The 22,722-nt window shown below is 71.3% G+C and carries 16 protein-coding genes and 6 pseudogenes; 15 read left to right on the top strand and 7 right to left on the bottom strand.

Annotation, left to right across the window (positions count from 1 at the left end; translation table 11 throughout):
• Positions 1-98: 98 nt before the first annotated feature.
• The 3 genes and pseudogenes from rfbB to BJF85_RS04010 all read left to right on the top strand — a co-directional run bounded on the left by rfbB (position 99) and on the right by BJF85_RS04010 (position 3,784).
• A complete protein-coding gene (gene rfbB / locus BJF85_RS04020; RefSeq protein ID WP_075845809.1) occupies positions 99-1,073 on the top strand; it encodes a dTDP-glucose 4,6-dehydratase in 975 nt (324 codons plus the stop codon).
• A gap of 108 nt (positions 1,074-1,181) precedes the next feature.
• A pseudogene (gene rfbD, locus BJF85_RS04015) lies at positions 1,182-2,092 on the top strand (dTDP-4-dehydrorhamnose reductase).
• A 342-nt stretch (positions 2,093-2,434) separates the two neighbouring features.
• On the top strand, positions 2,435-3,784 hold the full coding sequence (locus BJF85_RS04010) for an HNH endonuclease signature motif containing protein (RefSeq protein WP_139320444.1): 1,350 nt from the start codon (positions 2,435-2,437) through the stop codon (positions 3,782-3,784).
• Positions 3,785-3,790: 6 nt separating this feature from the next.
• Here BJF85_RS04010 and BJF85_RS04005 read toward each other — a convergent pair whose 3' ends face one another.
• From BJF85_RS04005 to BJF85_RS03995, 3 genes and pseudogenes are all read right to left on the bottom strand, one after another.
• On the bottom strand, positions 3,791-4,888 hold the full coding sequence (locus BJF85_RS04005; protein WP_075845808.1) for a glycosyltransferase family 1 protein: 1,098 nt from the start codon (positions 4,886-4,888) through the stop codon (positions 3,791-3,793).
• A pseudogene (locus BJF85_RS04000) lies at positions 4,881-7,393 on the bottom strand (glycosyltransferase). Before BJF85_RS04000 ends, BJF85_RS04005 begins: the two are co-directional and overlap by 8 nt.
• Before the next feature lie 31 nt (positions 7,394-7,424).
• A pseudogene (locus BJF85_RS03995) lies at positions 7,425-8,374 on the bottom strand (glycosyltransferase family 2 protein).
• A gap of 159 nt (positions 8,375-8,533) precedes the next feature.
• On the opposite strand from BJF85_RS03995, the gene BJF85_RS03990 reads away from it, so the two are divergent.
• The 3 genes from BJF85_RS03990 (at position 8,534) to BJF85_RS03980 (ending at position 11,885) form a co-directional block, all read left to right on the top strand.
• On the top strand, positions 8,534-9,655 hold the full coding sequence (locus BJF85_RS03990) for a glycosyltransferase family 1 protein (protein WP_075845833.1): 1,122 nt from the start codon (positions 8,534-8,536) through the stop codon (positions 9,653-9,655).
• Positions 9,656-9,739: 84 nt separating this feature from the next.
• Positions 9,740-10,885 (top strand): glycosyltransferase family 1 protein, encoded by a 1,146-nt coding sequence (locus BJF85_RS03985; protein ID WP_075845807.1) that lies wholly within the window; start codon positions 9,740-9,742, stop codon positions 10,883-10,885.
• A 136-nt stretch (positions 10,886-11,021) separates the two neighbouring features.
• Positions 11,022-11,885, top strand: a complete 864-nt coding sequence (locus BJF85_RS03980; protein WP_255375368.1) for a glycosyltransferase family 2 protein — start codon at positions 11,022-11,024, stop codon at positions 11,883-11,885.
• A 69-nt stretch (positions 11,886-11,954) separates the two neighbouring features.
• Here the strand turns inward: BJF85_RS03980 and BJF85_RS03975 are convergent, their stop codons facing one another.
• Together BJF85_RS03975 and BJF85_RS03970 are read right to left on the bottom strand one after the other, a co-directional pair.
• Positions 11,955-12,746, bottom strand: coding sequence for an ABC transporter permease (locus BJF85_RS03975; protein WP_075845805.1), 792 nt, complete (start codon positions 12,744-12,746; stop codon positions 11,955-11,957).
• Positions 12,743-13,537 (bottom strand): ABC transporter ATP-binding protein, encoded by a 795-nt coding sequence (locus BJF85_RS03970; RefSeq protein ID WP_083665897.1) that lies wholly within the window; start codon positions 13,535-13,537, stop codon positions 12,743-12,745. The genes BJF85_RS03975 and BJF85_RS03970 overlap by 4 nt, the downstream gene beginning before the upstream one ends.
• Before the next feature lie 144 nt (positions 13,538-13,681).
• Here BJF85_RS03970 and BJF85_RS03965 point away from each other — a divergent pair, with 144 nt between their 5' ends.
• The 3 genes from BJF85_RS03965 to BJF85_RS29555 are packed head-to-tail and all read left to right on the top strand — an operon-like array spanning position 13,682 to position 15,506.
• Positions 13,682-14,848, top strand: a complete 1,167-nt coding sequence (locus BJF85_RS03965; protein WP_075845804.1) for a sensor histidine kinase — start codon at positions 13,682-13,684, stop codon at positions 14,846-14,848.
• Complete coding sequence (locus BJF85_RS29560; protein WP_255375367.1) at positions 14,845-15,231, top strand: response regulator transcription factor; 387 nt, start codon at positions 14,845-14,847, stop codon at positions 15,229-15,231. The genes BJF85_RS03965 and BJF85_RS29560 overlap by 4 nt, the downstream gene beginning before the upstream one ends.
• A complete protein-coding gene (locus BJF85_RS29555) occupies positions 15,228-15,506 on the top strand; it encodes a response regulator transcription factor (protein WP_255375371.1) in 279 nt (92 codons plus the stop codon). The genes BJF85_RS29560 and BJF85_RS29555 overlap by 4 nt, the downstream gene beginning before the upstream one ends.
• Before the next feature lie 21 nt (positions 15,507-15,527).
• Here BJF85_RS29555 and BJF85_RS03955 read toward each other — a convergent pair whose 3' ends face one another.
• Entirely contained in the window at positions 15,528-16,115 is a 588-nt protein-coding gene (locus tag BJF85_RS03955) for a hypothetical protein (RefSeq protein ID WP_075845803.1), read from the bottom strand.
• A 151-nt stretch (positions 16,116-16,266) separates the two neighbouring features.
• Here BJF85_RS03955 and BJF85_RS03950 point away from each other — a divergent pair.
• Both BJF85_RS03950 and BJF85_RS03945 read left to right on the top strand, forming a co-directional pair.
• Positions 16,267-17,376, top strand: a pseudogene (locus tag BJF85_RS03950) (sugar phosphate nucleotidyltransferase).
• Positions 17,369-18,265, top strand: a complete 897-nt coding sequence (locus BJF85_RS03945; RefSeq protein WP_075845802.1) for a DNA-3-methyladenine glycosylase — start codon at positions 17,369-17,371, stop codon at positions 18,263-18,265. The pseudogene BJF85_RS03950 and the gene BJF85_RS03945 overlap by 8 nt, the downstream one beginning before the upstream one ends.
• Before the next feature lie 4 nt (positions 18,266-18,269).
• On the opposite strand, the gene BJF85_RS03940 is transcribed toward BJF85_RS03945, so the two are convergent.
• A complete protein-coding gene (locus BJF85_RS03940; protein ID WP_075845801.1) occupies positions 18,270-18,989 on the bottom strand; it encodes a GntR family transcriptional regulator in 720 nt (239 codons plus the stop codon).
• A 198-nt stretch (positions 18,990-19,187) separates the two neighbouring features.
• Between BJF85_RS03940 and BJF85_RS03935 the strand changes: the two are divergent.
• The 4 genes and pseudogenes from BJF85_RS03935 (at position 19,188) to BJF85_RS03920 (ending at position 22,676) form a co-directional block, all read left to right on the top strand.
• Positions 19,188-20,353, top strand: a pseudogene (locus BJF85_RS03935) (NRAMP family divalent metal transporter).
• A gap of 46 nt (positions 20,354-20,399) precedes the next feature.
• Positions 20,400-21,014 carry a 5-oxoprolinase subunit PxpB gene (gene pxpB / locus BJF85_RS03930; protein WP_075845832.1) on the top strand — a complete coding sequence of 205 codons (615 nt, stop codon included), beginning with the start codon at positions 20,400-20,402 and terminating at the stop codon, positions 21,012-21,014.
• Positions 21,011-21,891: pseudogene (locus BJF85_RS03925) on the top strand (biotin-dependent carboxyltransferase family protein). Before pxpB ends, BJF85_RS03925 begins: the two are co-directional and overlap by 4 nt.
• Before the next feature lie 2 nt (positions 21,892-21,893).
• Positions 21,894-22,676 (top strand): putative hydro-lyase, encoded by a 783-nt coding sequence (locus BJF85_RS03920; protein ID WP_075845800.1) that lies wholly within the window; start codon positions 21,894-21,896, stop codon positions 22,674-22,676.
• Positions 22,677-22,722 lie beyond the last annotated feature (46 nt).

The following is a 22,722-nucleotide window of genomic DNA, read 5'->3' as shown; positions in this document are numbered from 1 at the left end:
TAACGCTTGTTTCCGGCACACAGCGTTGCAGCGTTGTTGCGTTTTTCCCTCCGCGTCGGAGGGATGCGATCCGCCGATCGGGCGGCACGGGAGGAAACATGCGGGTGCTCGTCACGGGCGGTGCCGGATTCATCGGCTCGCACTTCGTCCGGCAGACGCTCGGCGGTGCGTATCCGGCACTGGCCGACGCCGAGGTCGTCGTGCTCGACAAGCTGACCTACGCGGGCAACAAGGCCAATCTCGACCCGGTGGCCGACAGTCCCCGGCTGCGGTTCGTCCACGGCGACATCTGCGATGCGGGCGTCGTCATCGACGTCATGCGTGGTGTGGACCTCGTGGTGCACTTCGCCGCCGAGTCCCATGTGGATCGCTCCATCGCCGGCTCGGCCGACTTCGTGCTCACCAACGTCGTGGGCACGCAGACCCTGCTGCAGGCCGCACTCGACGCCGACGTCGCGAAGTTCGTGCACGTCTCCACCGACGAGGTCTACGGCTCGATCGACGAGGGCTCCTGGTCCGAGGACCACGTGCTCGAGCCCAACTCGCCGTACTCCGCCTCGAAGGCCTCGTCCGACCTGATCGCCCGCTCGTTCCACCGCACCTACGGCCTCGACGTGTGCGTCACCCGGTGCTCCAACAACTACGGTCCGTATCAGTTTCCCGAGAAGGTCGTCCCGCTGTTCGTGACGAACCTGCTCGACGGGCTGGACGTGCCGCTCTACGGCGACGGACTGAACGTGCGCGACTGGCTGCACGTCGACGACCACTGCCACGGCATCGCGCTCGTGGCCGCCGGCGGGCGCGCCGGCGAGATCTACAACATCGGCGGCGGAACCGAACTCACCAACAAGGAACTGACCGGGCGCCTGCTCACCGCGCTCGGCGCCGACTGGGACCGCGTACGGCCCGTCGAGGACCGCAAGGGTCACGATCGCAGATACTCGGTCGACATCACCAAAATCAGCGACGAACTGGGTTATCGTCCTCGCGTCGACTTCGAGACCGGCCTCGCCGACACCGTGCGCTGGTACGCCGACAACCGCCACTGGTGGGAACCGCTCAAGCAGCGGTGACGTGCGCCGGGCGGATCGGTTCTCGCGGTCTCGGATGTCGGCGCTGTCGTTGTGACCGTCGTAGTCCGTGGCCGGCACGGATGACGTTGTGGCTGATGAGGTGATCGGATGAGCCGCCTCGCCGTGCTCGTTCCCGGCGGATCGGGCCAGCTGGGCCAGGACCTGAAGGCCGTCGGTGCCGAGCGGGACGTGGCGGTACGGGCCACGTCGTCGGCCGAGCTCGACGTCACCAAGGTGGGCGCCGTGCTCGAAGGCGTCACGGAACTGGTCGAGACCGCCCGCGCCGAGGACCGCACGCCCGTCGTCATCAACGCCGCTGCCTACACGGCCGTCGACGCCGCCGAGGACGACGAACAGCGCGCCTTCGCCGTCAACGCCGACGGCCCCCGCGTCCTCGCCGCCATGTGCTCCTCGCGGCGCGTACCGCTCATCCACGTGTCCACCGATTACGTGTTCGCAGGCGACGCCACGGCGCCCTACGAACCCGACGACCCGCTCGGCCCGCGCAGCGCCTACGGCCGCACCAAAGCCGCCGCGAGGACGCCGTCCTCGGCTCCGGCGCCCACGCCTGGATCGTCCGCACCGCCTGGGTCTACGGTGCCGGCGGCTCGAACTTCGTGAAGACCATGGCGCGGTTGGCGGCGCAGGGTGTCGATCCGTCCGTTGTGGACGACCAGCGGGGGAGCCCCACCTGGACCGTCGACCTCGCCGGAGGGTTGCTCGACCTTGCCGCCGTCATCGCCGACGGGGCCGGGCCGTCGCGGCGGGCACTGCACTGCACCGGGGGTGGGGAGACGACCTGGTACGGGTTCGCCCGCGCCGTGTTCGAGGAGCTCGGGGCCGATCCTTCTCGGGTCTCCCCGTGCACCACCGACGAGTTTCCTCGGCCTGCGCCTCGGCCTGCTTACTCCGTGTTGTCCGATGCTGCTTGGCGGGACGCGGGGTTGACGCCCCTGCGGGATTGGCGGGAGGCCCTTCGGGTGTTTGTCGCCGAGCACCGGGACGCCTTGGGCGCCTGACCCGGCGCGGTGCGGTTTGGCGCGCCGTGTCAGCACCTCACGTCGCCGTGTCAGCAACCCACGTCGTCGTGTCAGCACTTCGCGTCGGGCGTGTCAGCAGTCTGCGTCGTTGTGTTGTTGCTTTGGGGGCGGGGATGCCTCGCCGGCGGGCAGGTCTCCGGGATGTTGGGCGGATTTGCCGCCGGGGAAGTGTCATCCCGTCGACCTCGCGTTTGGGGTATCACACTGCAGTCAGGGCGCAAGGTTTTGGTTCTTGGTTCCTGTGTGGGGGTTGGTTGCGCCCCGACTGCAGTGTGATGGTTCGGTTTTAGGTCGACGGGATGACACTTCGGTGGCGGATTTGTGGGGTTTCTGGGGTGGCGGGTTTGGCCTTGCTTCGCTTCGGCGGTGGCGTTCTTTGGGTGGCGGTGGTGGGTTACTTTTCGTGGTGGTTTTTCGTCATGCTTGTGGATGTTTATGGTCGATCAATTGTTCGGTATCGTTTGTTGCGTGAGAGCTGCTGGAGAGATCGTCGACGAAGCCCGTTCGGTGCTTGCCTTGCGGGCTCGGGCTGATGCTGCTGAGGTGGAGTTTTTTGCCTCGGCGGATGGTGGATCGTCGTCTGACTCACTGGAGCGGCGGTCGTTGGCTGAGGCGTTGGCGCCTGAGCTTCGGCTGTCGCCGCAGGGGGTTTTGGATCGGATTCATACCGCGCTGGCCCTGACTCACCGGATGCCTCGACTGTTGCAGTCGATGCGCGAGGGTCAGGTGGATCGGTATTGCGCCGAGCGTGTGCTGAATGCTGTTTCGCCGGTTTCCGATTCTGATGCTCTTGAGGTTGATCGGCTGCTTGCGGAGAAGCTTTCTCGGTTGTCGCTGACGGCGTGGCAGCCTCGGAACATGGCTTGGCATGCTTCGCAGATCGTGAAGCAGGTTGATCCTGGTGCCGAGACCGCCGCCGCTCGCATGGCTCATGAGGGTCGCAAGGTCACGTTGGATCACGGGGTACACGCGCAGTCGCGGATCTCGGTTGACCTGCCCTCCGACGTTGCCTCGGCCGCGTACGCCCGGGTCGATGCCATGGCTCGCAAGCTTCGACTCTCCGACTCCTCACGAAATCTCGACCAGCTGCGAGCCGACGTCTTCGCTGACCTGCTCCTTGGCAACGATCCGGGAGCACAGGTTCCCCAGTCGGCCGCGATCGTCTATCTCCACATGCCGATCGACACCGCGCTCTCCATGTCCGAGACCGGGGCGTCCATCGACGGCATCGGACCAGTTCCCGCCACCTACGCGCGGGAGATCATGACCAACCCCAAGTCCGTCTGGCGCAAGGTCCTCTGCGATCCCGCCACCGGCAACCCTGTTGACCTGGGGCGATCGTCGTATCGTCCGAACTCGACGATCCGCAAGGTCGTCGAAGTCCGCGACCGGATGTGCATCGTGCCGTGGTGCCGACGTCCGGCCCGGCACTGCGACTTCGACCACCAGCAACAGTGGGCCAAGGACCACGGCTCGACCTCCACCGGCAACGCGGCGCCCCGCTGCCGCAAGCATCACCGGCTCAAGAACGCCCCCGGCTGGATCCACTCCTACGACCCGGTCCACGGCACCTCGTCGATCACCACGCCCCTCGGCGTCACCTACACCGACAAACGCGAAACCGTCCTGCCACCGCGATCGTCGGACCCCGACGAACCGCCGCCGTTCTGAGCGGCGCTACCCAGCAGCCGTGCGGTACGCCTGCAGAGTCGTCTCCGCGCAGCGCAACCACGTGAAGTTACCCGCGTGCCGCCGCCGCGCCGCCGCCGTCGACGCCGCGTTCGGCTCCTCGACCGCCGCGCGCAGCTCGCGCGTCAACACGTCGACCTCGCCGTACGGCACGAGGTGCGCGAGGCCGCCCGACACCTCGCGCAATGCCGGAACATCCGTGCATACCACCGGGGTGTCGCAGGCCATGGCCTCCAGCACCGGCAAACCGAAACCCTCGTCGCGCGACGGCAACACCAACGCCGACGCGCCCGCGACCACGCGCTGGAGGTCGACATCGGACAGGTAACCGACATGGCGCCGGCGCTCGCCGCGCGGGAACGAACCAGGACCGGCGAACACCAACGAAGGCAGATCCGGATCGGCGGCGTGAGCGCGCAACAACCAATCCAAACCCTTCCGCGGCCCCGGCGCACCCGCGAACAACAAATACCGCTGAGGCAACCCGAGTCGCTGCCGGGTGCGGGGGCTCGGCGGGCGACCCGTGAACCAACCCGCATCCAAACCCAACGGCGTCACATCGATCTTGCCGCGATCCACATCCAAACGCTCCGCCACCGCATCGGCCACCGCCGTCGTCGGCGTGCAGATCACATGCGCCTTCGCCGCACCGCGGCGAACCAACTGCGGCAGATCCGCATCACCCGGCGGAAGCTCGTCCGGCGCATCCAGAAACGCCAGATCATGAATCGTCAACACACCCGCGCGCCGCTTGCTCGCCGGCAACACGAAATTCGTTCCGTGCACCACATCGTAACCACCCGCGAACAACCCGACGGGCGGAAACGACGATCGCAACCACGTCTTCCGCAACGCCCGCGCCGACACGGGCATCCCACGAGCCGCGACCCCATGCGGCAACACCGTGCGCAGCTTCCGCCACCCACGCAACGTGAACGCCACCGCCCGCAGATCGACCTCATCCGGCATCATCGACGCCAACTGCTCCGACAACGACGCGGTGTACCTGCCGATACCCGTGCGATGACCGAGCAACGGCGTGCCGTCCAACAGAACCCGGAGCGGCCGATTCCCGCGGTCAGCCACGGCGCAACCTCATCCGCACGACCTTCCGTACCCGGCCGGCCGCCCGCCGCGACAACTCCACCGGACCACCGTCCGCCAGATACTCCTTCACCAACGCCGCATCACGGCGCAACTTCTGCACCCGATTCAACGGCGGCTCCGCCGTCAACGGCGCCGAACCGACCAGACGATCGGCCGCAGGGCGCGGATCACGGCAGAACCGCACCAACGGCTCCAACACGTTCGGCCACGTGTAGCGCTCCGCCACCGCTACCATCCGCTCCCGACAACCGCCGGCGAACTCCGTGTCGTACAAGCACTTCTCGAGCGCATCGGCCAACGCGTCGACATCCTCGGCCGGCACGACCACGCCCAGCCGCTCCTCACGCACCAGATCGGCGAACGCATCGCCGTCCGTCGTGATGATCGCAACCCAGCCCACAGGTAGTCCAACACGCGCGTGCGGAACGCGAACGTCGTCTCGATGTGCTCGAAATGCGTCGTCACACCGCAATCCGAGTCCAACAGCCAATTCTGCCGCTCGTCGTACGGCACCCACTGCTCGTTGAAGAACACGTGCTTGCCGGTCAACCCCAACGAATCCGCGAGCCGCATCGTCCGCGCGCCGATGTCCATCTCGGCCACCTCGGGATTCGGATGCTTCATCCCGAGAAACACCAGCCGCGTGTCGTCGTGCCGCACGCTCAACCGCTCGACCGCACGGACCAACGTCAGCGGATCGAACCAGCTGTACACCCCACCGGCCCACAACACGACCCGGTCGCTCGCCGCCAACCCCAGCGAGGCGCGCAACCCCGGACCGGTGCGCCGCGGCTCCCGCGCCGACAGTCCGAACGGGACGACCGACAACAACGACTGCATCGTCGGATCCGCGTCGTACAACCGCGGCGTGAGCCGACCCGTCGCCGCCAGATGCCCCAGCCACAGGTGCCGCTGCCGCTCCGAGGCGCACAGGAAGAAATCACCGCGCTGCAACTGGGCGTCCAACACGCGCGTGACGCCCTCGAGGTCCGCAGCGCGCCGGTCGTCGGGCACATCCTTCGTCTGCTCCAACAACTCCAGATGCATCGGGTCGTAGAGATCGCAGACGACGATCTTGTGCGCGTACTCGGACTGCAACGCCGGCGCCATCTCCAGCACGTGCCCCTGCAGAACGACGATGTCGGCCCACTCGACCGGCTCCGACAGATCGTGCCGCCGTGCCGCGCTCACCGGGAACGGCGCAGGCGGCGGATCGGCCAGTGGATTCACCGTGACCAGGCGGACATCGTGCTCACCGGACAGCACCTCGGCGATGTTCCACGCCCGGATCGCCGGCCCCGCCATGCGCTCGGTGATCGCGTCCCCGGTCAACACCAACACCCTGCGGCGGCGGCCGAACGACCGCTCGATGCCGAACGCCTCCACGAGAATGTCGTGCGCCGCGAGATAGCTCGGCAGCGGATACGCCGGTTCCAACGCGTTGCGCAGCAACGGAAGCAGATCCGCATCCGTGCGCACGCGGGCGGCTTGCTCGGTGGCACGTGCCTCGGCCAGCGAGGGCAGCAGCTCGACGAACCGGTCGATCGCCAACACACCCGCGAGCGTGCTGCGCGGCACGGACACCGGCGACGTGTCCGCCGGACCGGTGCCGTGTTCCAGATCCAACTGGTTCGGGTCGAGCTCGCCGCGGGCGGTCGCACGGCGGACCGTCAACGCGAGCGCGGCCGGCAGCGCCTTCGCCAGGGTCTCGTCGGAGGCGTTCTTGTACAACGCGCACAACGCGTTGCGCTCCAACAGGAACGTCTCGCGCCCGCTGTCCGGCGTGTCCACTTCGGACATCGTCGCGTGGTGGCGGTGGTAGGTCAGCGACTCCGGCACGTACCGCACGCGCCAGCCGCGCAGATTCAACCGCCAGCCGAGGTCGACGTCCTCGTAGAACATGAAGAAGCGCTCGTCGAACCCGTCGAGCTCGGCGAACACCGACGCGCGCACGAACATGGCCGAACCGGTCGCGAACAGGACGTCCTTGGCGACCTCGTGCTCACCCGGCGGGACGTCGGCGATCGGACCGCCCGCGTGCCGCTTGTAGCCCATGCCGAACCACGTCAGCCCGGCGTCGACGAAATCGGTGCCCGTGCCCTCCCAGTCGAGCACCTTGCTGGCCACGGCGCCCACGGTCGGTTCGGCGCGCAACGTCGCGACCGCCGCCTCGACCCAGCCGGGAGCGGGGCGCGCATCGTTGTTGAGGAACGCCAGCACCGTGCCGCTCGCGGCCCGCGCGCCCAGATTGCAGCCGCCCGCGAACCCGCGGTTCGTGTCCGAGGTGACCAGCTGGACGTCGGGTGCGGCCTCCCGGATGCGCGCGACATCCTCGCCACCGGACGCGTTGTCGACGCAGATGATCTCGAGGCGCGGGTAGTCGAGCGCGGCGAGCTCGCGCAGGCAGGTGATCGTGTCGTCGGCCCCGCGGTAGTTCACCACGATGACCGAGACCAGCGGCTGCGACGAGGCCGGCTGACTCACGGGCGCGCTCCTTCCCCTCAGTGGCCTCAGCTTATCCCGCGGCCCACCGCCGCCAGAGCGCGCCTCGACTCACCGACGACCGTCGGGTAACCAGGCGGCGCGTGCGGTATACCCAGGCAGGCGGCGTGCGACCGCGGTCAGTACTCCCAGCCGCAGGCGGGGGTCGAAGTTGGCGGCGGCCGGGCGGGTGCGCCGCAGCGGCAGAACCGCGGTGATCGCGGCGAAGCGGACGAGCTCGCGCACCGCGACACCCGCCGGTGCGCAGCGCAACAGCATGAGCAAACGGTTGCGCTCGTTCCATCGGTGGAACGCAGCCGAACCGGGCCGGGTGCTCGCGCCGTGCAGGTGGTGGACGCTGCTCGGCGCGCTCACGACGTCCCACCCGGCCAGGCGCAGCCGCCACGACGTGTCGGTGTCCTCGTAGTAGCAGAAGAACTCGGCCGGGACCCCGCCGACGTCGCGCAGGACCTGCGTACGCAGCAGGGCCGCGCCGCCGCAGAAACCGAACGGGGCGGTGTCGGTGTCGGTCGGCTCGGCGGTGGTGTCGGCGCCGTGGCCGTCAGGGGTGAGGACGACACCGGTGGACTGCACCGTGCCGTCCGGGCGGACCAGGCGGGACGTGACCGCGGCGGTGGGTCCAGGGGCGTCGGGGTCGGGTTCGAGGGCGGTCTCGAGGACGGCGAGCCAGTCGGGTGGGGGGACGGCGTCGTCGTTGAGCCAGGCGACGAACTCGGTGTCGACGTGGGGGAGCGCGGCGGCGATGCCACCCGCGTAACCGGTGTTGACGTCGAGCCGCAGGACGTCCGGCCGGCTCGGGTGCTCGGCGAGGACGCGGTCGGTGCCGTCGTCGGAGGCGTTGTCGACCACGAGCGTCCGATGTGGACGTGTCTGCGTGGCCAGCCCGCCGAGGCACGCGGCGAGGTGGTCGGCACCACGCCACGTCACGACGACGACCGTCGTGGCAGGCGCGGAGTCGGACATGCGCCGAACATACCGCCGAGGTGCTCCCGAGGGCCCCATAGTCGCATCGAGCGCAGCCGCGCGTCAGCGCGTCATTGGGGGGTGGCGGTCGGGCGACGGGTGGGCGCGACCAATCTTCCCTTCGCCGGGGGCGAGCGTCCACACGGCAGAATGGCGGCCGTGCGGGAGTTGACGGTGGTCGCGGAGCAGTTGCTGGCGCCCGTGCCGGGCGGGACGGGCCGGTACACGGCGGAACTGCTGCGCGCCCTGGCCGCGACCGCCCCCGACGGGTGGCGTGTGCGCGGCGTCGTCGCCCGCCACCACCGGACACAGCTCACCGCCGCCCTCGACAACGCCCTTGACAACGCCCTCGACAACGCCGCCGGTCCGCGGGTGTTGCCGGTGCCGCGGCGGGTGCTCGCCGAACTGTGGCGCCGGGGTCTGCCGTGGTGGCCGGGCGGCGACGCCGTCCACGCGCCGACCCCCCTCGCGCCGCCGCGCGCGCCCCGCGGGCGGACCCTGTCGGTCACGGTGCACGACACGGTCCCGTGGTCCCACCCGGAGACGCTCACCCGGCGCGGTGTCGCCTGGCACCGCGCGGCGATCGCCACCGCCGCGCGGCACGCGGACGCCCTCGTCGTCCCGACCCGGGCCGTCGCCGACGAGCTCGCCGCCCACGTCACCGGGCCCGCACCGGTCCACGTCATCGGCCACGGCCCCACCACCTGGCCGACCGCAGAGCCCACCGCAGGGCCCACCGCCGCCGGAGGACCGTTCGTCCCCGCCCGGTACGTCCTCGCGACCGGCACGATCGAGCCGCGCAAGGGCATCGACCTGCTGGTCCGGGCCATGGTCGACGTGCCGGATGCGGCGCTCGTCCTGGTCGGACAGTCCGGTTGGGGTGGTGTGGACGTCCGGGACCTCGCCGACCGCGCCGGACTGCCCGCCGACCGTCTCCACCTGCTCGGCCACATCCCCGACGCGCAGCTGGCGACCGTGCTGCGGGGCGCCGACGTCGTCGCCGTGCCGAGCCTCGCCGAGGGCTTCGGTCTGCCCGTGCTGGAGGCGATGGCCGAGGGCGTTCCCGTGGTGCATTCCGACGCCCCTGCGCTGACCGAGGTCGCGGGTGGGGCGGGGGTGCGCGTCCCGCGGGGTGATGTCGCGGCGTTGACCGCCGCCCTGTGCGACGTCCTGACCAGCGCCGACCGCCGTGCCGCCCTCGGCGACGCGGGACGGCGCCGTGCCGCCGCGTTCAGTTGGACGCGCGCGGCCGAGGCCGTGTGGCGGCTGCACAGTGGCTGAACGGATCGCCTGACCGGGGTGTGACGTTTCGCGAAGTTCGGGGAACCCGCACCACGAACCCGCGCGGAGTCGTACCCTGCTCGGGTGGCCGATCCCGGAGTTCTGATCGACGCCACCGCTGTGCCCGTCGACCGCGGTGGCGTGGGTCGGTATGTCGACTCGCTGGTCGCCGCCCTCGACGCCGACGGCGCCGCGCCGTCGGTCGTGTGCCAGCCGCGGGACGTCGAGCTGTACTCCGACCTCGCCCCGCACGCCCGGATCGTGCCCGCCGCCGACTCCACCGCCACCCGAACGGCCAGGCTGACGTGGGAACAGACCACGCTGCCGCGGCTCGTGCGCAGGCTCGGGGTCGACGTCGTCCACTCGCCGCACTACACGATGCCGCTGGCCAGCCGGGCCGCGTCCGTGGTGACCCTGCACGACGCGACGTTCTTCACCGACCCCGTGCTGCACTCGTCGGTGAAGGCCCGCTTCTTCCGCACGTGGACACAGACCGCGCTGCGACGCGCCGACGTGTGCATCGTCCCCAGCGACGCGACCGCCCACGAACTGGAACGCGTGGCCCAGACCGGTTCCGCCCACATCGAGGTCGTCCGGCACGGCGTCGACGACGAACGGTTCCACGTGCCCTCGCCCGAGGAACGGCAGGCGGCGCGGGACGCCATCGGCATCGGCTCGACGCCGTACGTCGCGTTCCTCGGCGCGCTCGAACCACGCAAGAACGTGCCCGCGCTCATCCGCGGGTTCGCCCACGCCGTCGCCGACCTGCCCGACCCGCCCGCACTCGTGCTCGCGGGCCAGCCCGGGTGGGACCGTCAGGTGGAGTCGGCACTCGAATCCGTGCCGTACCGGCTGCGGGTGGTCCGGGCCGGTTACCTGCCGTTCGACACGTTGGCCGGATTCCTCGGCGGCAGCGAACTCGTGGCGTACCCGAGCCTGGGGGAGGGCTTCGGACTGCCGGTGCTCGAGGCGATGGCGTCGGGCGCGTGCGTGCTGACGACGCGTCGACTGGCGCTGCCCGAGGTCGGCGGGGACGCCGTGGCCTACTGCGGCGTCGGGGCCGGTGACGTGGCCGCCGCGCTGCGCGAACTGCTCGACGACCCGGCCCGGCGGGCCCGGTTGGCGTCCGCCGCGCAGCAGCGGGCGAAGGAGTTCTCGTGGTGCTCCACCGCCGAGCGGCACCGCGAGGCCTACGCCAAGGCAGCCCACGCCGCCCGCGTCGCCGCCTGACCCGCGCCGCGGCGCCACGGCGCCACGCGCGAAGGGAACATTGGTCGCGTTCAATGCACCCGACGGCCCCATGGCTGCGTTCAACGCGACCATGGGGCCCTCGGGGGCTTCGCCGGGGCGGGTGCAGAATGACCGCGTGACCGAGCCGAAGACCTACGGTGACGGTGTCGCCGTGGTGACCGTGACCTACTCCCCGGGTGCGACTCTCGAGCGATTCCTCGACACGCTCGCCGCCGCGAGCGAGCGGGACGTGCCCGTCGTCCTGGCCGACAACGGATCCGTCGACGGCGCCCCGGAGAAGGCCGCCGAACGCGCCGGCGTGACGCTCGTGCCCACCGGCGGCAACCTCGGCTACGGCGGGGGCGCCAACCGCGGCGTCGCGGCGCTCGGCGACGACATCGGCTGGGTCGTCATCGCCAACCCCGACCTCGAATGGGACCCGGGTTCGCTCGATGAGCTCCTCGCCGTCGCCCGCCGCCGGCCCCAGGGCGGTGCGTTCGGCCCGTTGATCCGCGAACCCGACGGCTCGGTGTACCCGTCCGCGCGGCTGCTGCCCTCGCCGGGCCGCGGCATCGGCCACGCCGTGTTCGGCAAGATCTGGCCCGGCAACCCGTGGACCCGCGCCTACCGGCAGGAGACCGGCGAACCCACCGAGCGCACCGCCGGGTGGCTGTCCGGGTCGTGTCAGCTGATCCGCCGCGAGGCGTTCGACGCGGTCGGCGGTTTCGACGAGCGCTATTTCATGTATTTCGAGGACGTCGACCTCGGTGACCGCATCGCCCGGGCGGGCTGGCAGAACGTGTACGCCCCGTCGGCGGCGGTGATGCACATCGGCGGCGAGTCGACGTCGAAGGCGTCGGCCACGATGCTCGCCGCCCACCACGACAGCGCCTACCGGTACCTGGCCGACCGCCACCGCGGGCTCGTGTGGAAGCCGTTCCTGGCCGTGGTGAAACTCGGCTTGAAACTGCGCCTCGCACTCGAGACCCGCGGTGGCTGATTCCCCTTCACCGGCCCCCGACGACCGGCTCCTCCGATCACCACACCCCCGATCACCGCACGCCGTTCGCTACTCCCACTTGAACAGGCGTGCCGACACCGCTCCCGCGACGACCGTGGTGACGACCAGCGCCGCGAGCTGACCCGCGTCGACGGCCTGTCCCGTCCACGCGGCCAGCATCGACTGCAGCCCCGCGCCGAACGGCAGGTACCCGCCGGCCGTCGAGAGCCAGCTCGGCAGGCTCTCGGCGTTGCCGAACCCGCCGCCGAGCGCCATGATCGCGAAGAACCCGATGAGGCCGATCGCGAGCGCCGCGTTCGGCGTCGGCGACACGGCCGCCACGAGCATGCCGAGCGCGAACATCGCCGTGGTCATCAGCGCGAACACGCCCACCAGCGTCAGCGGTCCGGCGGGCGGGGCGACGTCGAACATCAATGCGGCGACCACGAGCAGCAGCGCGATCCCTGCGAGGGCCTGCACCAGGCCCACGACCATCTGCGCGACGAGCACCATCATCGGGCTCGCGGGCGTCACCGACAGCCTGCGGAGCATCTTGTACCGCCGATAGGTCGCCAGGAACGACGGCACGTTGATCACGCCGATCATCGCGACCACCATCGTGATCGCCATCGGCAGCAGGAACGCCATCTGCTGGCTCATGCCGGCCATGCCCGGCACCGCATCGGACTCGCCGCCGCCGCTCATCACGAGGATCAGCAGCGGCATGCCGAGCGGGAACAGCAGGCCTGCCGTGTCCCGCCGGACCATCCGTGCCTCGTGGGCCGTCAACGCGGCCCAGCCGCGCCACCCCGGGCCCGTGCGGGGAATCGCCGTGGTCGCTGTGTTCGCCGTGCCCGTCATCGCCCTGCCTCCACATCGAACTCGTCCTCGAAGTCCTCGAAGTCCCCGAAGTCCCCGAAGTCCTCGGTGTCCTCGGTGTCCTCGGTCATGGCGAGGAACGACTCGTCGAGCGAGGCGTTGCCGTCGCCGTGGGTGCGCGCGATGAGTCCCTCCGGGGTGTCCAACGCGGCGATCCGGCCGCGGTCGAACACCGCGATGCGGTCGCACAACCGTTGCGCCTCGTCCATGAAGTGCGTGACGAGCAGGATCGTCACGCCCGCCGAGCGCACCTGCTCGACCAGCTGCCAGGTGTTCCGCCTGCCCCGCGGGTCGAGCCCGGTGGTCAGCTCGTCGAGGATCGCCACCCGCGGTTTGCCGACGAGCGCGAGCGCGATCGACAGCCGCTGCAGCTGCCCGCCGGAGAGGTTCTCGACGCGGGTGCCCCGCTTGTCCTCCAGGCCCAGGTCGGCCAGCAGCCGCTCCGGGTCGTCACCGTCGGCGTAGAACGAGCGGTACAGCCGGATCATCTCGGTGACCGTCGCGTTGTCCGGCAGCATGCCCTCCTGCAGCTGCACGCCGAGGACGTTGCGTACGGCCTTGCGGTCGCGCATCGGGTCGAGCCCGAGTACGCGGACCGTCCCCGAATCCGGTTTCCGCAGTCCGGAGATGATCTCCACGGTCGTCGTCTTGCCCGCCCCGTTCCGGCCGAGCACGCCGAAGATCTCGCCCTGTTCCACCGTGAAACTGACGCCGTCCACGGCGGTCGTGTCGCCGTAGCGCTTGCGTACGTCGTCGACCTCGATGACGCCCATGTCCCGGTCCTTTCCCCTGCTGATCCCTGTTTGAGAAGCAAGGTAGGGAGCGGGGCGGGTCCGGCGCTTCTGCCGAACGTCACGATCGCGGGGCATGACTTCCGGCAGGTGCCGCGGGCAGTGCGGCGCTTCTAGACTTTGCGGATGCGGACCGAACGCCTCGAGCAGTGGGCAGGCCTGGCCGGGCTGGCGGTCTATCTCGTCATCGGCGTGCCGACGGTGTACCTCGAGATCGTCGTCGGCGACGTGACGCGCGGGCCGTTCTGGGTGTGGCTGCTGTGCTACGTCGGTTACGCCGCCGCGATGCTGGCGGCGTGGACGTCGGGTGCCGGCAGCCGGATCAACCCCGGCGTCCACGTGACGGTGATGATGGGCTGCGGTGCGGCGACCGTGCTGCTCACGGGAAACCACGGCGTGACACCGATCCTGCTCGTGTTCGTGGCCGCGGTGGCCGCCCAGACCATGTCGGTGCGCTTCGCCGTCGGCGTCGCCATCGGCAACACCGCCGTCGTGGCGGTGTCGGTGTTGTCCCACGGGCTGGGCTGGATGGAGCTGCTGCTCAGCACGGCGCTGTACGCGGTGCTGCAGGCGATGTACCTGTTCACCGCCTGGAACGACCAGCGCGAACGCATCGCCAACGAGAACCTCGCCGTCGCCCACGCCGAACTGCGCAGCGCCTCGGCGTTGCTGGCCGAGTCGAGCCAGGCGCAGGAACGGCTGCGCATCGCGCGCGAACTGCACGACCAGGTGGGGCACAAGCTGTCGGCGTTGGCGCTGAACCTCGAGACGGCCTCGCACCGGGTCCGCGGGCAGGGGGCCGCCGACGACGTCGAGCGGTCGCGGCTGCTGGCCAAGGACCTGCTGGCCGACGTGCGGGCCGCCGTCGGCAACCTGCGCTCCCGCCCGCCCGAGTTGCGCACGGCGCTCGACATGATCGTCCGCGACCTGCCCCGGCCGCGCGGGCACCTGACCGTCGCCGACGACGTCGAGGTCGACGAACGCCGCATCACGGTGCTGATCCGCTGCGTGCAGGAGATCGTCACCAACGCCATTCGGCACTCCGCGGCGGCGAACCTGTGGATCGAGGTGCGGGCCGCCGACGACGGCGGCATCGTGCTCGACGCCCGCGACGACGGCCGCGGCACCGCCGCCTTGCGGCTCGGCAACGGCCTCACCGGCCTGCGCGAGCGCGCCGAGGAACAGGGCGGGACCGTGTCGTTCGACGGCCGGGACGGGTTCGCGGTGCACCTCGAACTGCCGCCTGCCGAACAGTCGACCGTCCAGGCGCCGGTGCAGGTGGGCGCCGGATGATCCGCGTGTGCGTGGTCGACGACCAGACGTTGGTGCGCCAGGGAGTGCTCAGCCTGCTCGGCCTCGCCGACGACGTCACGGTCGTGGCCGAGGCCGCCGACGGCGACGAGGCGCTCGACGTCCTCGCGCGCGAGGACCTCGACGTGGTGCTGCTGGACCTGCGGATGCCCGGCCGCGACGGCATCGCGACCCTCGAGGCCATGCGCGAGCGGGGGATCGACATCCCGGTGCTCGTGCTCACGACGTTCGACGACGACGAGCTCGTCCTCAAGGCGCTGCGCGCCGCGCCCGCGGCTACCTGCTCAAGGACGTCACGCTCGAGCAGCTCGTGCACGCCATCCGCACCCTGGCCGGCGGCGGATCACTCGTCCAGCCCGCGTTGACCGAGCGGCTCGTGCGCGCCGTCGACGCGGCCGACGAGGTGCCCGAGTTCGACGACCTGCCCCCGCCCGAACCGCTGACCGATCGGGAACTCGACGTCCTGCGGCTGCTCGCGGGCGGATTCAACAACCGGGAGATCGCCGACGCCGTGTACCTCGCCGAGGGCACCGTGAAGAACCACGTGTCGAGCGTGCTGATGAAACTCCACGTCCGTGACCGCACTCGGGCCGTGCTCCGCGCGCTCCACCTCGGGCTGCTGCACCGGCAGGGGAGCTGATCCGGATCTGCGTCCGCCGAGTCAGAGTCCCTCGAGGCGGCGGGACAGCTCGGACTGGCCGGTGGCCTGCACCTTCGTCGTCGGCACGAACCCGTCGGACGCCGGTTCCGAGGAACCCGACTCCTGCTCCGCGGCCGCCGCGTCCTGGGGGCCGGGAGTCTGCACCGGCTGGGTGGGCTGCTGGTGCGGGCCCTGCTGGTTGGCGCCCTGCGCCGCGGCCGGTTTCTGGACCGGAGCGCCGGTGAACGTCATGTCCGGGGGCACGTTCGGGGTGTCGAGCGGCTGCGTGCGTCCGCTCTCGGCGAGCGCGGGCGCCGGAGCGTGGGGAGCGGCCGCGCCGGGAGCGGCGGCGCCGGCGGCCTGCGGCGTGGCCAGGGGAACGGTGGGGGTCGCGTTCGACAGGTGGTGTCGCTCGTCGTTGCGCTCGATGACCGACGACGGCACCTTCGCCGTGACCGCCGGGTCCTGTTCGGCGCCCGCCACCACGGACGACGGGATGACCTGCGTATCGGCGGAGTCCATGGGCGACTCCATGTTGTCCGGCGTCACCACGCCCCTGCGCTGCTGCGCGCGAGCGAGTACGGCGTCCGCCCGATCGCGGGGATCCATGCCCACTGTCCTCCCCGATACTTGCCCCGGCCCTCTCCCGGAAGAGGGCCGCCCGATTCTGCGTCTAGGGTAGGCCCTCCGGTCCGATACCGTCAGTGTTTCCCCCGGTTTGTCGCCGGCAGGGCCATGAGAAAGGGTAGGTGCTCGGAGAATGGCGTCCTCGTCCGGAGGCGGTGCAGTCGGTGCCACGGCGGGTGCCGGGGTCGACGCCGTGGTGCTCGTCGGTGGTCGCGGCACCAGGTTGCGCCCGTTGACGCTCTCCGCGCCGAAACCGATGCTGCCCACCGCGGGCGTGCCGTTCCTGGCGCACCTGCTCTCGCGGATCCGCGCCGCGGGCATCGAGCACGTGGTGCTCGGCACCTCCTACCAGGCCGAGGTCTTCGAGGAGCACTTCGGCGACGGGTCCGCGTTCGGCCTGGACCTCGAGTACGTCGTGGAGGACGAGCCGCTCGACACCGGCGGCGCGATCCGCAACGTGCACGAGCGCCTGCGCGCCGACGACGTGGTGATCTTCAACGGCGACATCCTGTCCGGCACCGACATCGGCGCCCTGCTCGACACGCACCGCACGTCGGGCGCCGACGTCACGCTGCACCTGCAGAAGGTCGCGACCCGAGCCGGTTCGGCTCCGTGCCCACCGACGCGACGGGCGGGTCACGGCGTTCCTGGAGAAGACGCCGAACCCGCCGACCGACCAGGTCAACGCCGGCTGCTACGTCTTCCGCCGCTCGGTCGTCGGCGACATCCCCGCGGGCAGGCGCGTGTCGGTGGAGCGGGAGACGTTCCCCGGGCTGCTCGAGGCGGGCGCGCACGTGCAGGGCTTCGTCGACGACTCGTACTGGCTCGACGTCGGCACGCCGCAGACGTTCGTCCGCGGCAGCGCGGACCTCGTGCAGGGCATCGCCCCGACGTCGGCGCTCGCGGGCGACGTGGGCCCGGCGCTGCTGCTCGGCGGCGCGTCCGTGGCCGGCGACGCCGAGGTCACCGGCGGCACGACCATCGGTGCGGACGCGTCGTGCACGCGGGCGCGCGCGTCGACGGCTCGGTGCTGTTCGACGGCGCGACCGTCGAGGCCGATGCCGTCGTCGAACGGTCCGTGCTGGGCGCAGGCGCGCGGATCGGCGCGGGTGCCGTCCTGCGCGACGTGGTCGTCGGCGACGGCGCGAGCGTCGGCGCCGGTTGCGAACTGCTCGACGGGGCGCGCGTGTGGCCCAAGGTCGACCTGCCACCCGGGGCGATCCGGTTCTCGAGCGATGCGTGAACGCCGCTGGCGGCCCGGATTCGAGGTCGACGTCGACGCGGTGCTCGCACCGCTGCGCCGCGGCAGCGCCGATCCGTGCTTCCAGCGGTCCGGCGGGCTCTGGCTGACGGCCTCGACGCCGGCCGGGCCGGGGACGCTGCGCGTGACGCGGAGCGGGGGTGACGTGGTCGGCGCCGCGTGGGGCGACGGGGCCGACGTGCTGCTCGACGGGCTGCCCGCACTGCTGGGCGCCGACGATGACGACACCGGATTCGTCGCCCACCACGACGCCGTCGCGCGGGCGCGGCGGAACCTGCCCGCGGTGCGGCTCGGCGCGACCGGCCGCGTGTGGGACGTCCTGATTCCCGCTGTGTTGGAACAGAAGGTGACCGGCTACGAGGCGCGGCGATCCTGGCGGGAGCTGTGCCGATGGTTCGGCGAACCCGCACCGGGGCCTGCGCCCGACGGCATGCGCGTGCCGCCCACCCCCGACGCGATCTTGTCCATTGTGGATTGGAACTGGCACCGTGCAGGCGTCGATCTCGCGCGGCGGCGGGCGTTGCGGGCCGCCGCGACGGTCGCGTCCCGGCTGGAGACGGCCGCGACGCTGCGCGGGGTGGAGGGCAGGCGGCTGCTGCGCACCGTGCCCGGCATCGGCGTGTGGACCGCCGCCGAGATCGCCCAGCGCGCCTGGGGCGACCCCGACGCCGTCAGCTTCGGCGACTTCCACATCCCCGCCGTCGTCGGGCACGCGCTCCTCGGGCGGGAACTCGACGACGCGGGCATGCACGAGGTCCTCGCGCCGTACGCCCCGCATCGGCACCGCGCCGTCCGGTACCTCGAGGCCGCCGGGCACAGCCGGCCCCGCTACGGGCCCCGCCACCCGATCCGCGACTACCGGGCCATCTGAGGCGCTAGAAGGCGTCGAGGAGTTGGCGTTCGGCGTCGGTGAGATAGGCCTCGAGGGCGCGGGTGGCCGCGTCCACCTCGCCCGCGGCGAGCTGGGTCGCGATCTCGCGGTTCCGGGCGATGTAGGGCTCGTGGAACGGGCGCGGCTCCGGCTTGGCGTGGAACGCCAACCGGAGCTCGGCGGTGAGCTGCCGCATGATCTCGTCGGTGCGCGGACTGCCCGCCAGCGCGACGATCGCCTGGTGGAAACGCATGTTCGCGGTGCCGACGTCGAGCCAGCGTTCGTCGGCGGCCGCCTGTTCGGCGTCGGCGACGGCCTCCTCGATCGCCGCGAGGCCGCCACGTCGGGTGGCCGAGGACCCGCGGAGCGCGCCCGTTTCGAGGAGCCGGCGGGTGCGGTACAGGTCGGTCACGTCGTCGGCGCCCAGCACCCGCACGTAGACGCCGCGATGGAACTCGTGCACCAGCAGACGTTCGTGCACGAGCAGGCGGAACGCCTCGCGCAGCGTGTTGCGGGACACGGCGAGCGCCTTGCCCGCGCTCTGCTCCGACAGCCGGGTTCCGGGTAGCAGCCGCCCGTCGATGATCAGCTGCCGCAGCGCGTCGGCGACCCGTTCGGCGGTGCTCGTGCGGTCGAGCAGGGCGTGGTCCTCGGCGAGCAGGTCGGGCCACGGATCGGGCTGGGCGCCGGTGGGAGCGCTGTCGCGTGCAGTGGGGCCGGCCATCGGCGGCGTCGCCCTCCGTTCTCGAGTGCTGTCCGCAGCGTAACAAGTGCCGGGGCCTCTTGTCGGATTGTTGAACAACTCGATACCGTCGTGCGACACCCACGACCCCGGGAGGCCGACGTGGCCGACGACGCACGCCCCCAGCGCGACGCGCCCCCGCCGAAGACCGCACTCGCCGGTGCGACCAAGCGCGGCGCACTGGCCGGCGCGATCTTCCTGATGGCCACCAGCGCCATCGGCCCCGGCTTCATCACCCAGACCACCGAGTTCACCGCGCAGCTCGGTGCCGCGTTCGCCTTCGCGATCGTCATCTCGATCCTCGTCGACATCGCGGTGCAGTTGAACGTCTGGCGCGTCATCGGCATCTCCGGTCTGCGCGCGCAGGAACTCGGCAACAAGGTGCTGCCCGGTGTCGGCTACCTGATGGCCGCGCTCGTCGTGCTCGGCGGACTGGTGTTCAACATCGGCAACGTCGCGGGCACCTCGCTCGGCCTCGACGCCCTGTTCGGCCTCGACGTGCAGCTCGGCGGCGCGTTGTCGGCCGCCATCGCCATCGCGATCTTCGTGAGCAAGAAGGCAGGCGTGGCGATGGACCGCCTCGTCGTCGCGCTCGGCTTCCTGATGATCGCGCTGACGACGTACGTCGCGATCGTGTCCGCCCCGCCCGTGGGCGAGGCGATGACCCAGGCGGTGGTGCCCGACACCATCGACGTCCTGGTCATCACCACGCTGATCGGCGGCACCGTCGGCGGCTACATCACGTACGCCGGCGCGCACCGGCTCATCGACTCCGGGGTCAGCGGGCCCGACGAGGTTGCGCGCGTGTCGCGCAGCTCGGTGGTGGCGCTGCTGGTCACGGGCGTCATGCGGGTGGTGCTGTTCCTCGCGATCCTCGGCGTCGTCGCCGGCGGGGTCTCGTTGACCGGCGGGAACCCCACCGCCGAGGCGTTCGGTCACGCCGCGGGCGAGGTCGGCATGCGGCTGTTCGGCATGGTGCTGTGGGCCGCGGGCATCACGTCGGTGATCGGCGCGTCCTACACGTCGGTCTCGTTCGTCGTGTCGTTCTCGCCCGCGCTGAAGCGCAGGCAGAACTGGCTCGTCGCCGGGTTCATCGTCATCTCGGCGCTCTGCTTCGTCGTGCTCAACCAGGCGCGACGACGCTGCTGATCCTCGCCGGTGCGCTCAACGGGCTGATCCTGCCGGTCGGCTTCGGCGTGTTGATGTGGGTCGCCGCACGCCGCAGCGACCTGATGGGCGGTTACCGGTATCCGCGGTGGCTGATCGTGATCGGCGTCGCCGCGTGGCTGCTCACGCTGTACCTCGGCTGGAACTCGTTGAGCGGCATCGCCGACCTGTGGCAGTGAACGACCGGCGGTGAGTGAGATGGGAGACCGGGCAGGATCGGCCGGGCTGCGGGCATTGCCGTGCGGCGACGCCGGCGTGCTGTTCGAACTGTCCGGATTGGACGAGGTGCTGGCGCTGCACGCGGCGCTCGAGGCGCGGCCGCCCTCCGGTGTCGTCGACGTGGTTCCCGCGGCGCGCACGTTGCTCGTGCGGTTCGACCCCCGGCGCACCGGACCCGACGACGTCGAACGGGACGTGCGCGGCACCGAACCCGTCAGCGTGTCGCGGCAGCCGGGCCAGGTGCTGGAGGTCCCGGTCGTCTACGACGGCCCGGACCTGGCCGACGTCGCCGAGCTCACCGGCCGGCCCGAACGCGACGTCATCGCCGAGCACACGGCGACCGAGTGGACCGTCGCGTTCGGAGGGTTCGCACCCGGATTCGGGTACCTCACCGGCCAAGGCTGGCCCCTCGACGTGCCGCGCCGCGCCGAGTCGCGTACCCGCGTGCCCGTCGGGTCGGTCGGGCTCGCGGGCACGTTCAGCGGCGTCTACCCCCGGTCGTCGCCGGGTGGTTGGCAGTTGATCGGGCGCACCGAGCTGCCGATGTGGGACGTCGACCGCGACCCGCCCGCGTTGCTGCGGCCCGGTGTGCGGGTGCGGTTCGTCGAGGTCGCGTCGTGATTGCCGCGGGGAGCCCGCGGGCGCTCGAGGTGACCGCGACGGGTCCACTGTCGACGGTGCAGGACCTCGGACGGCCCGGCAACGCGGGGATCGGCGTCGGCGTCTCCGGGGCCGCGGACCGCGGCTCGCTGCGGTTGGCCAACCGGCTCGTCGGCAACGCCGAGGACGCCGCGTGCGTCGAGGTCACCCTCGGCGGCTTCGCCGCGCGGGCCCGCGGGTCGCTGACGATCGCGGTCACCGGCGCCCCGTGTCCGATCACCGTCGACGGCAGGTCCGCCGCCCCGGCCGCCGTCATCCGAGTGCCGGCGGGGGCCGAGGTCCGCCTCGGCACGGCGGAACGCGGGCTGCGCAGTTACGTCGCGGTGCGCGGCGGGGTGGACGTCGAACCCGTGCTGGGTTCGCGGTCGACGGACCTGCTGTCCGGGCTCGGGCCCGAGATCCTGCGTCCCGAGGCGGTGCTGCCGGTGGGCCCGCCGCCCGCGGAGTTCCCCGTCGTCGACAGCGCTCCGGTGCGTCCGCCTGCCGAGGGCACGGTGTCGCTGCGGATCGTGCGCGGGCCCCGCGACGACTGGTTCACCGCCGCCGCACTCGACACCCTGCTCGGCGAGCCGTACACGGTGACGACGGAATGCGACCGGGTCGCGCGCGTCTCGACGGCCCGCAGCTCGCGCGCGCCGCGGTGGGCGAGCTGCCCAGCGAGGGCATGGTGCCGGGCGCCCTGCAGGTCCCGCCCACGGGCAGACCGACGCTGTTCCTTGCAGACCACCCCGTCACCGGCGGGTATCCGGTGATCGCCGTGGTCGTCGGCCAGGATGTCGACAAAGCGGCCCAGGCGCGCCCGGGAATGCGGGTTCGGTTCACGGAGGTCGGGAGGTAGCGATGCCGGTAGCGGTGTTCGACGATCCGGGGCAGGCGCGGGCCGCTTTTCGAGCGGGCACGGTGACGCCCACGGCCGGGCACTGTCCGGGATGGACACAGGCGAACCTGATCGCGTTGCCGGGGGAGTACGCCGACGACTTCGCCCGCTTCGCCGAACGCAACCCGCAGTCGTGCCCCGTGCTCGGCGTGGGCGGACCGGGCGCGACGTCGCTGCAGATCTTCGGCGGTGACCTGCGCACCGACCTGCCCGCCTACCGCGTCTACCGCGACGGGGAGCTCGTCGCCGAACCCACCGACGTCACCGACCTGTGGCGCGGCGATCTGGTGGCGTTCCTGATCGGCTGCAGCTTCACGTTCGAGGCGGCGTTGCAGGTCGCGGGCGTGCCGGTGCGGCACATCGACGACGGGTCGAACGTGCCGATGTATCGCACGTCGGTGGAATGCCGGCCCGCCGGACGCATGTCCGGGCTGCTGGTGGTGTCGATGCGGCCGATGCCGGCCGACCAGGTCGAACGCGCCGTGCGGATCACGGCCCGATACCCGCGGGTGCACGGCGCGCCGGTCCACATCGGGTCCCCCGAGCTGATCGGCATCGCCGACCTCGCCCGCCCCGACTTCGGTGACCCCGTGCGCATCGAACCGGGCGAGGTGCCGGTGTTCTGGGCCTGCGGCGTCACCCCGCAGGCCGCGGTGATGCGCTCGCGACCCCCACTGGCCATCGCCCACGCCCCGGGCCACATGGCGATCACCGACACGAGAGACACCGACCACCACACCCCGTAAGGGTGGCTTTTCGGACCCCGTGAAGGTATAGTTTCTAGCCCTGACA

Origin of the sequence: Saccharomonospora sp. CUA-673 (assembly GCF_001942305.1) — a bacterium.
Classification (GTDB): domain Bacteria; phylum Actinomycetota; class Actinomycetes; order Mycobacteriales; family Pseudonocardiaceae; genus Prauserella.
The sequence above is the reverse complement of the archived record's forward strand: the minus strand, read 5'-3'. Positions and strand labels throughout refer to the sequence as shown.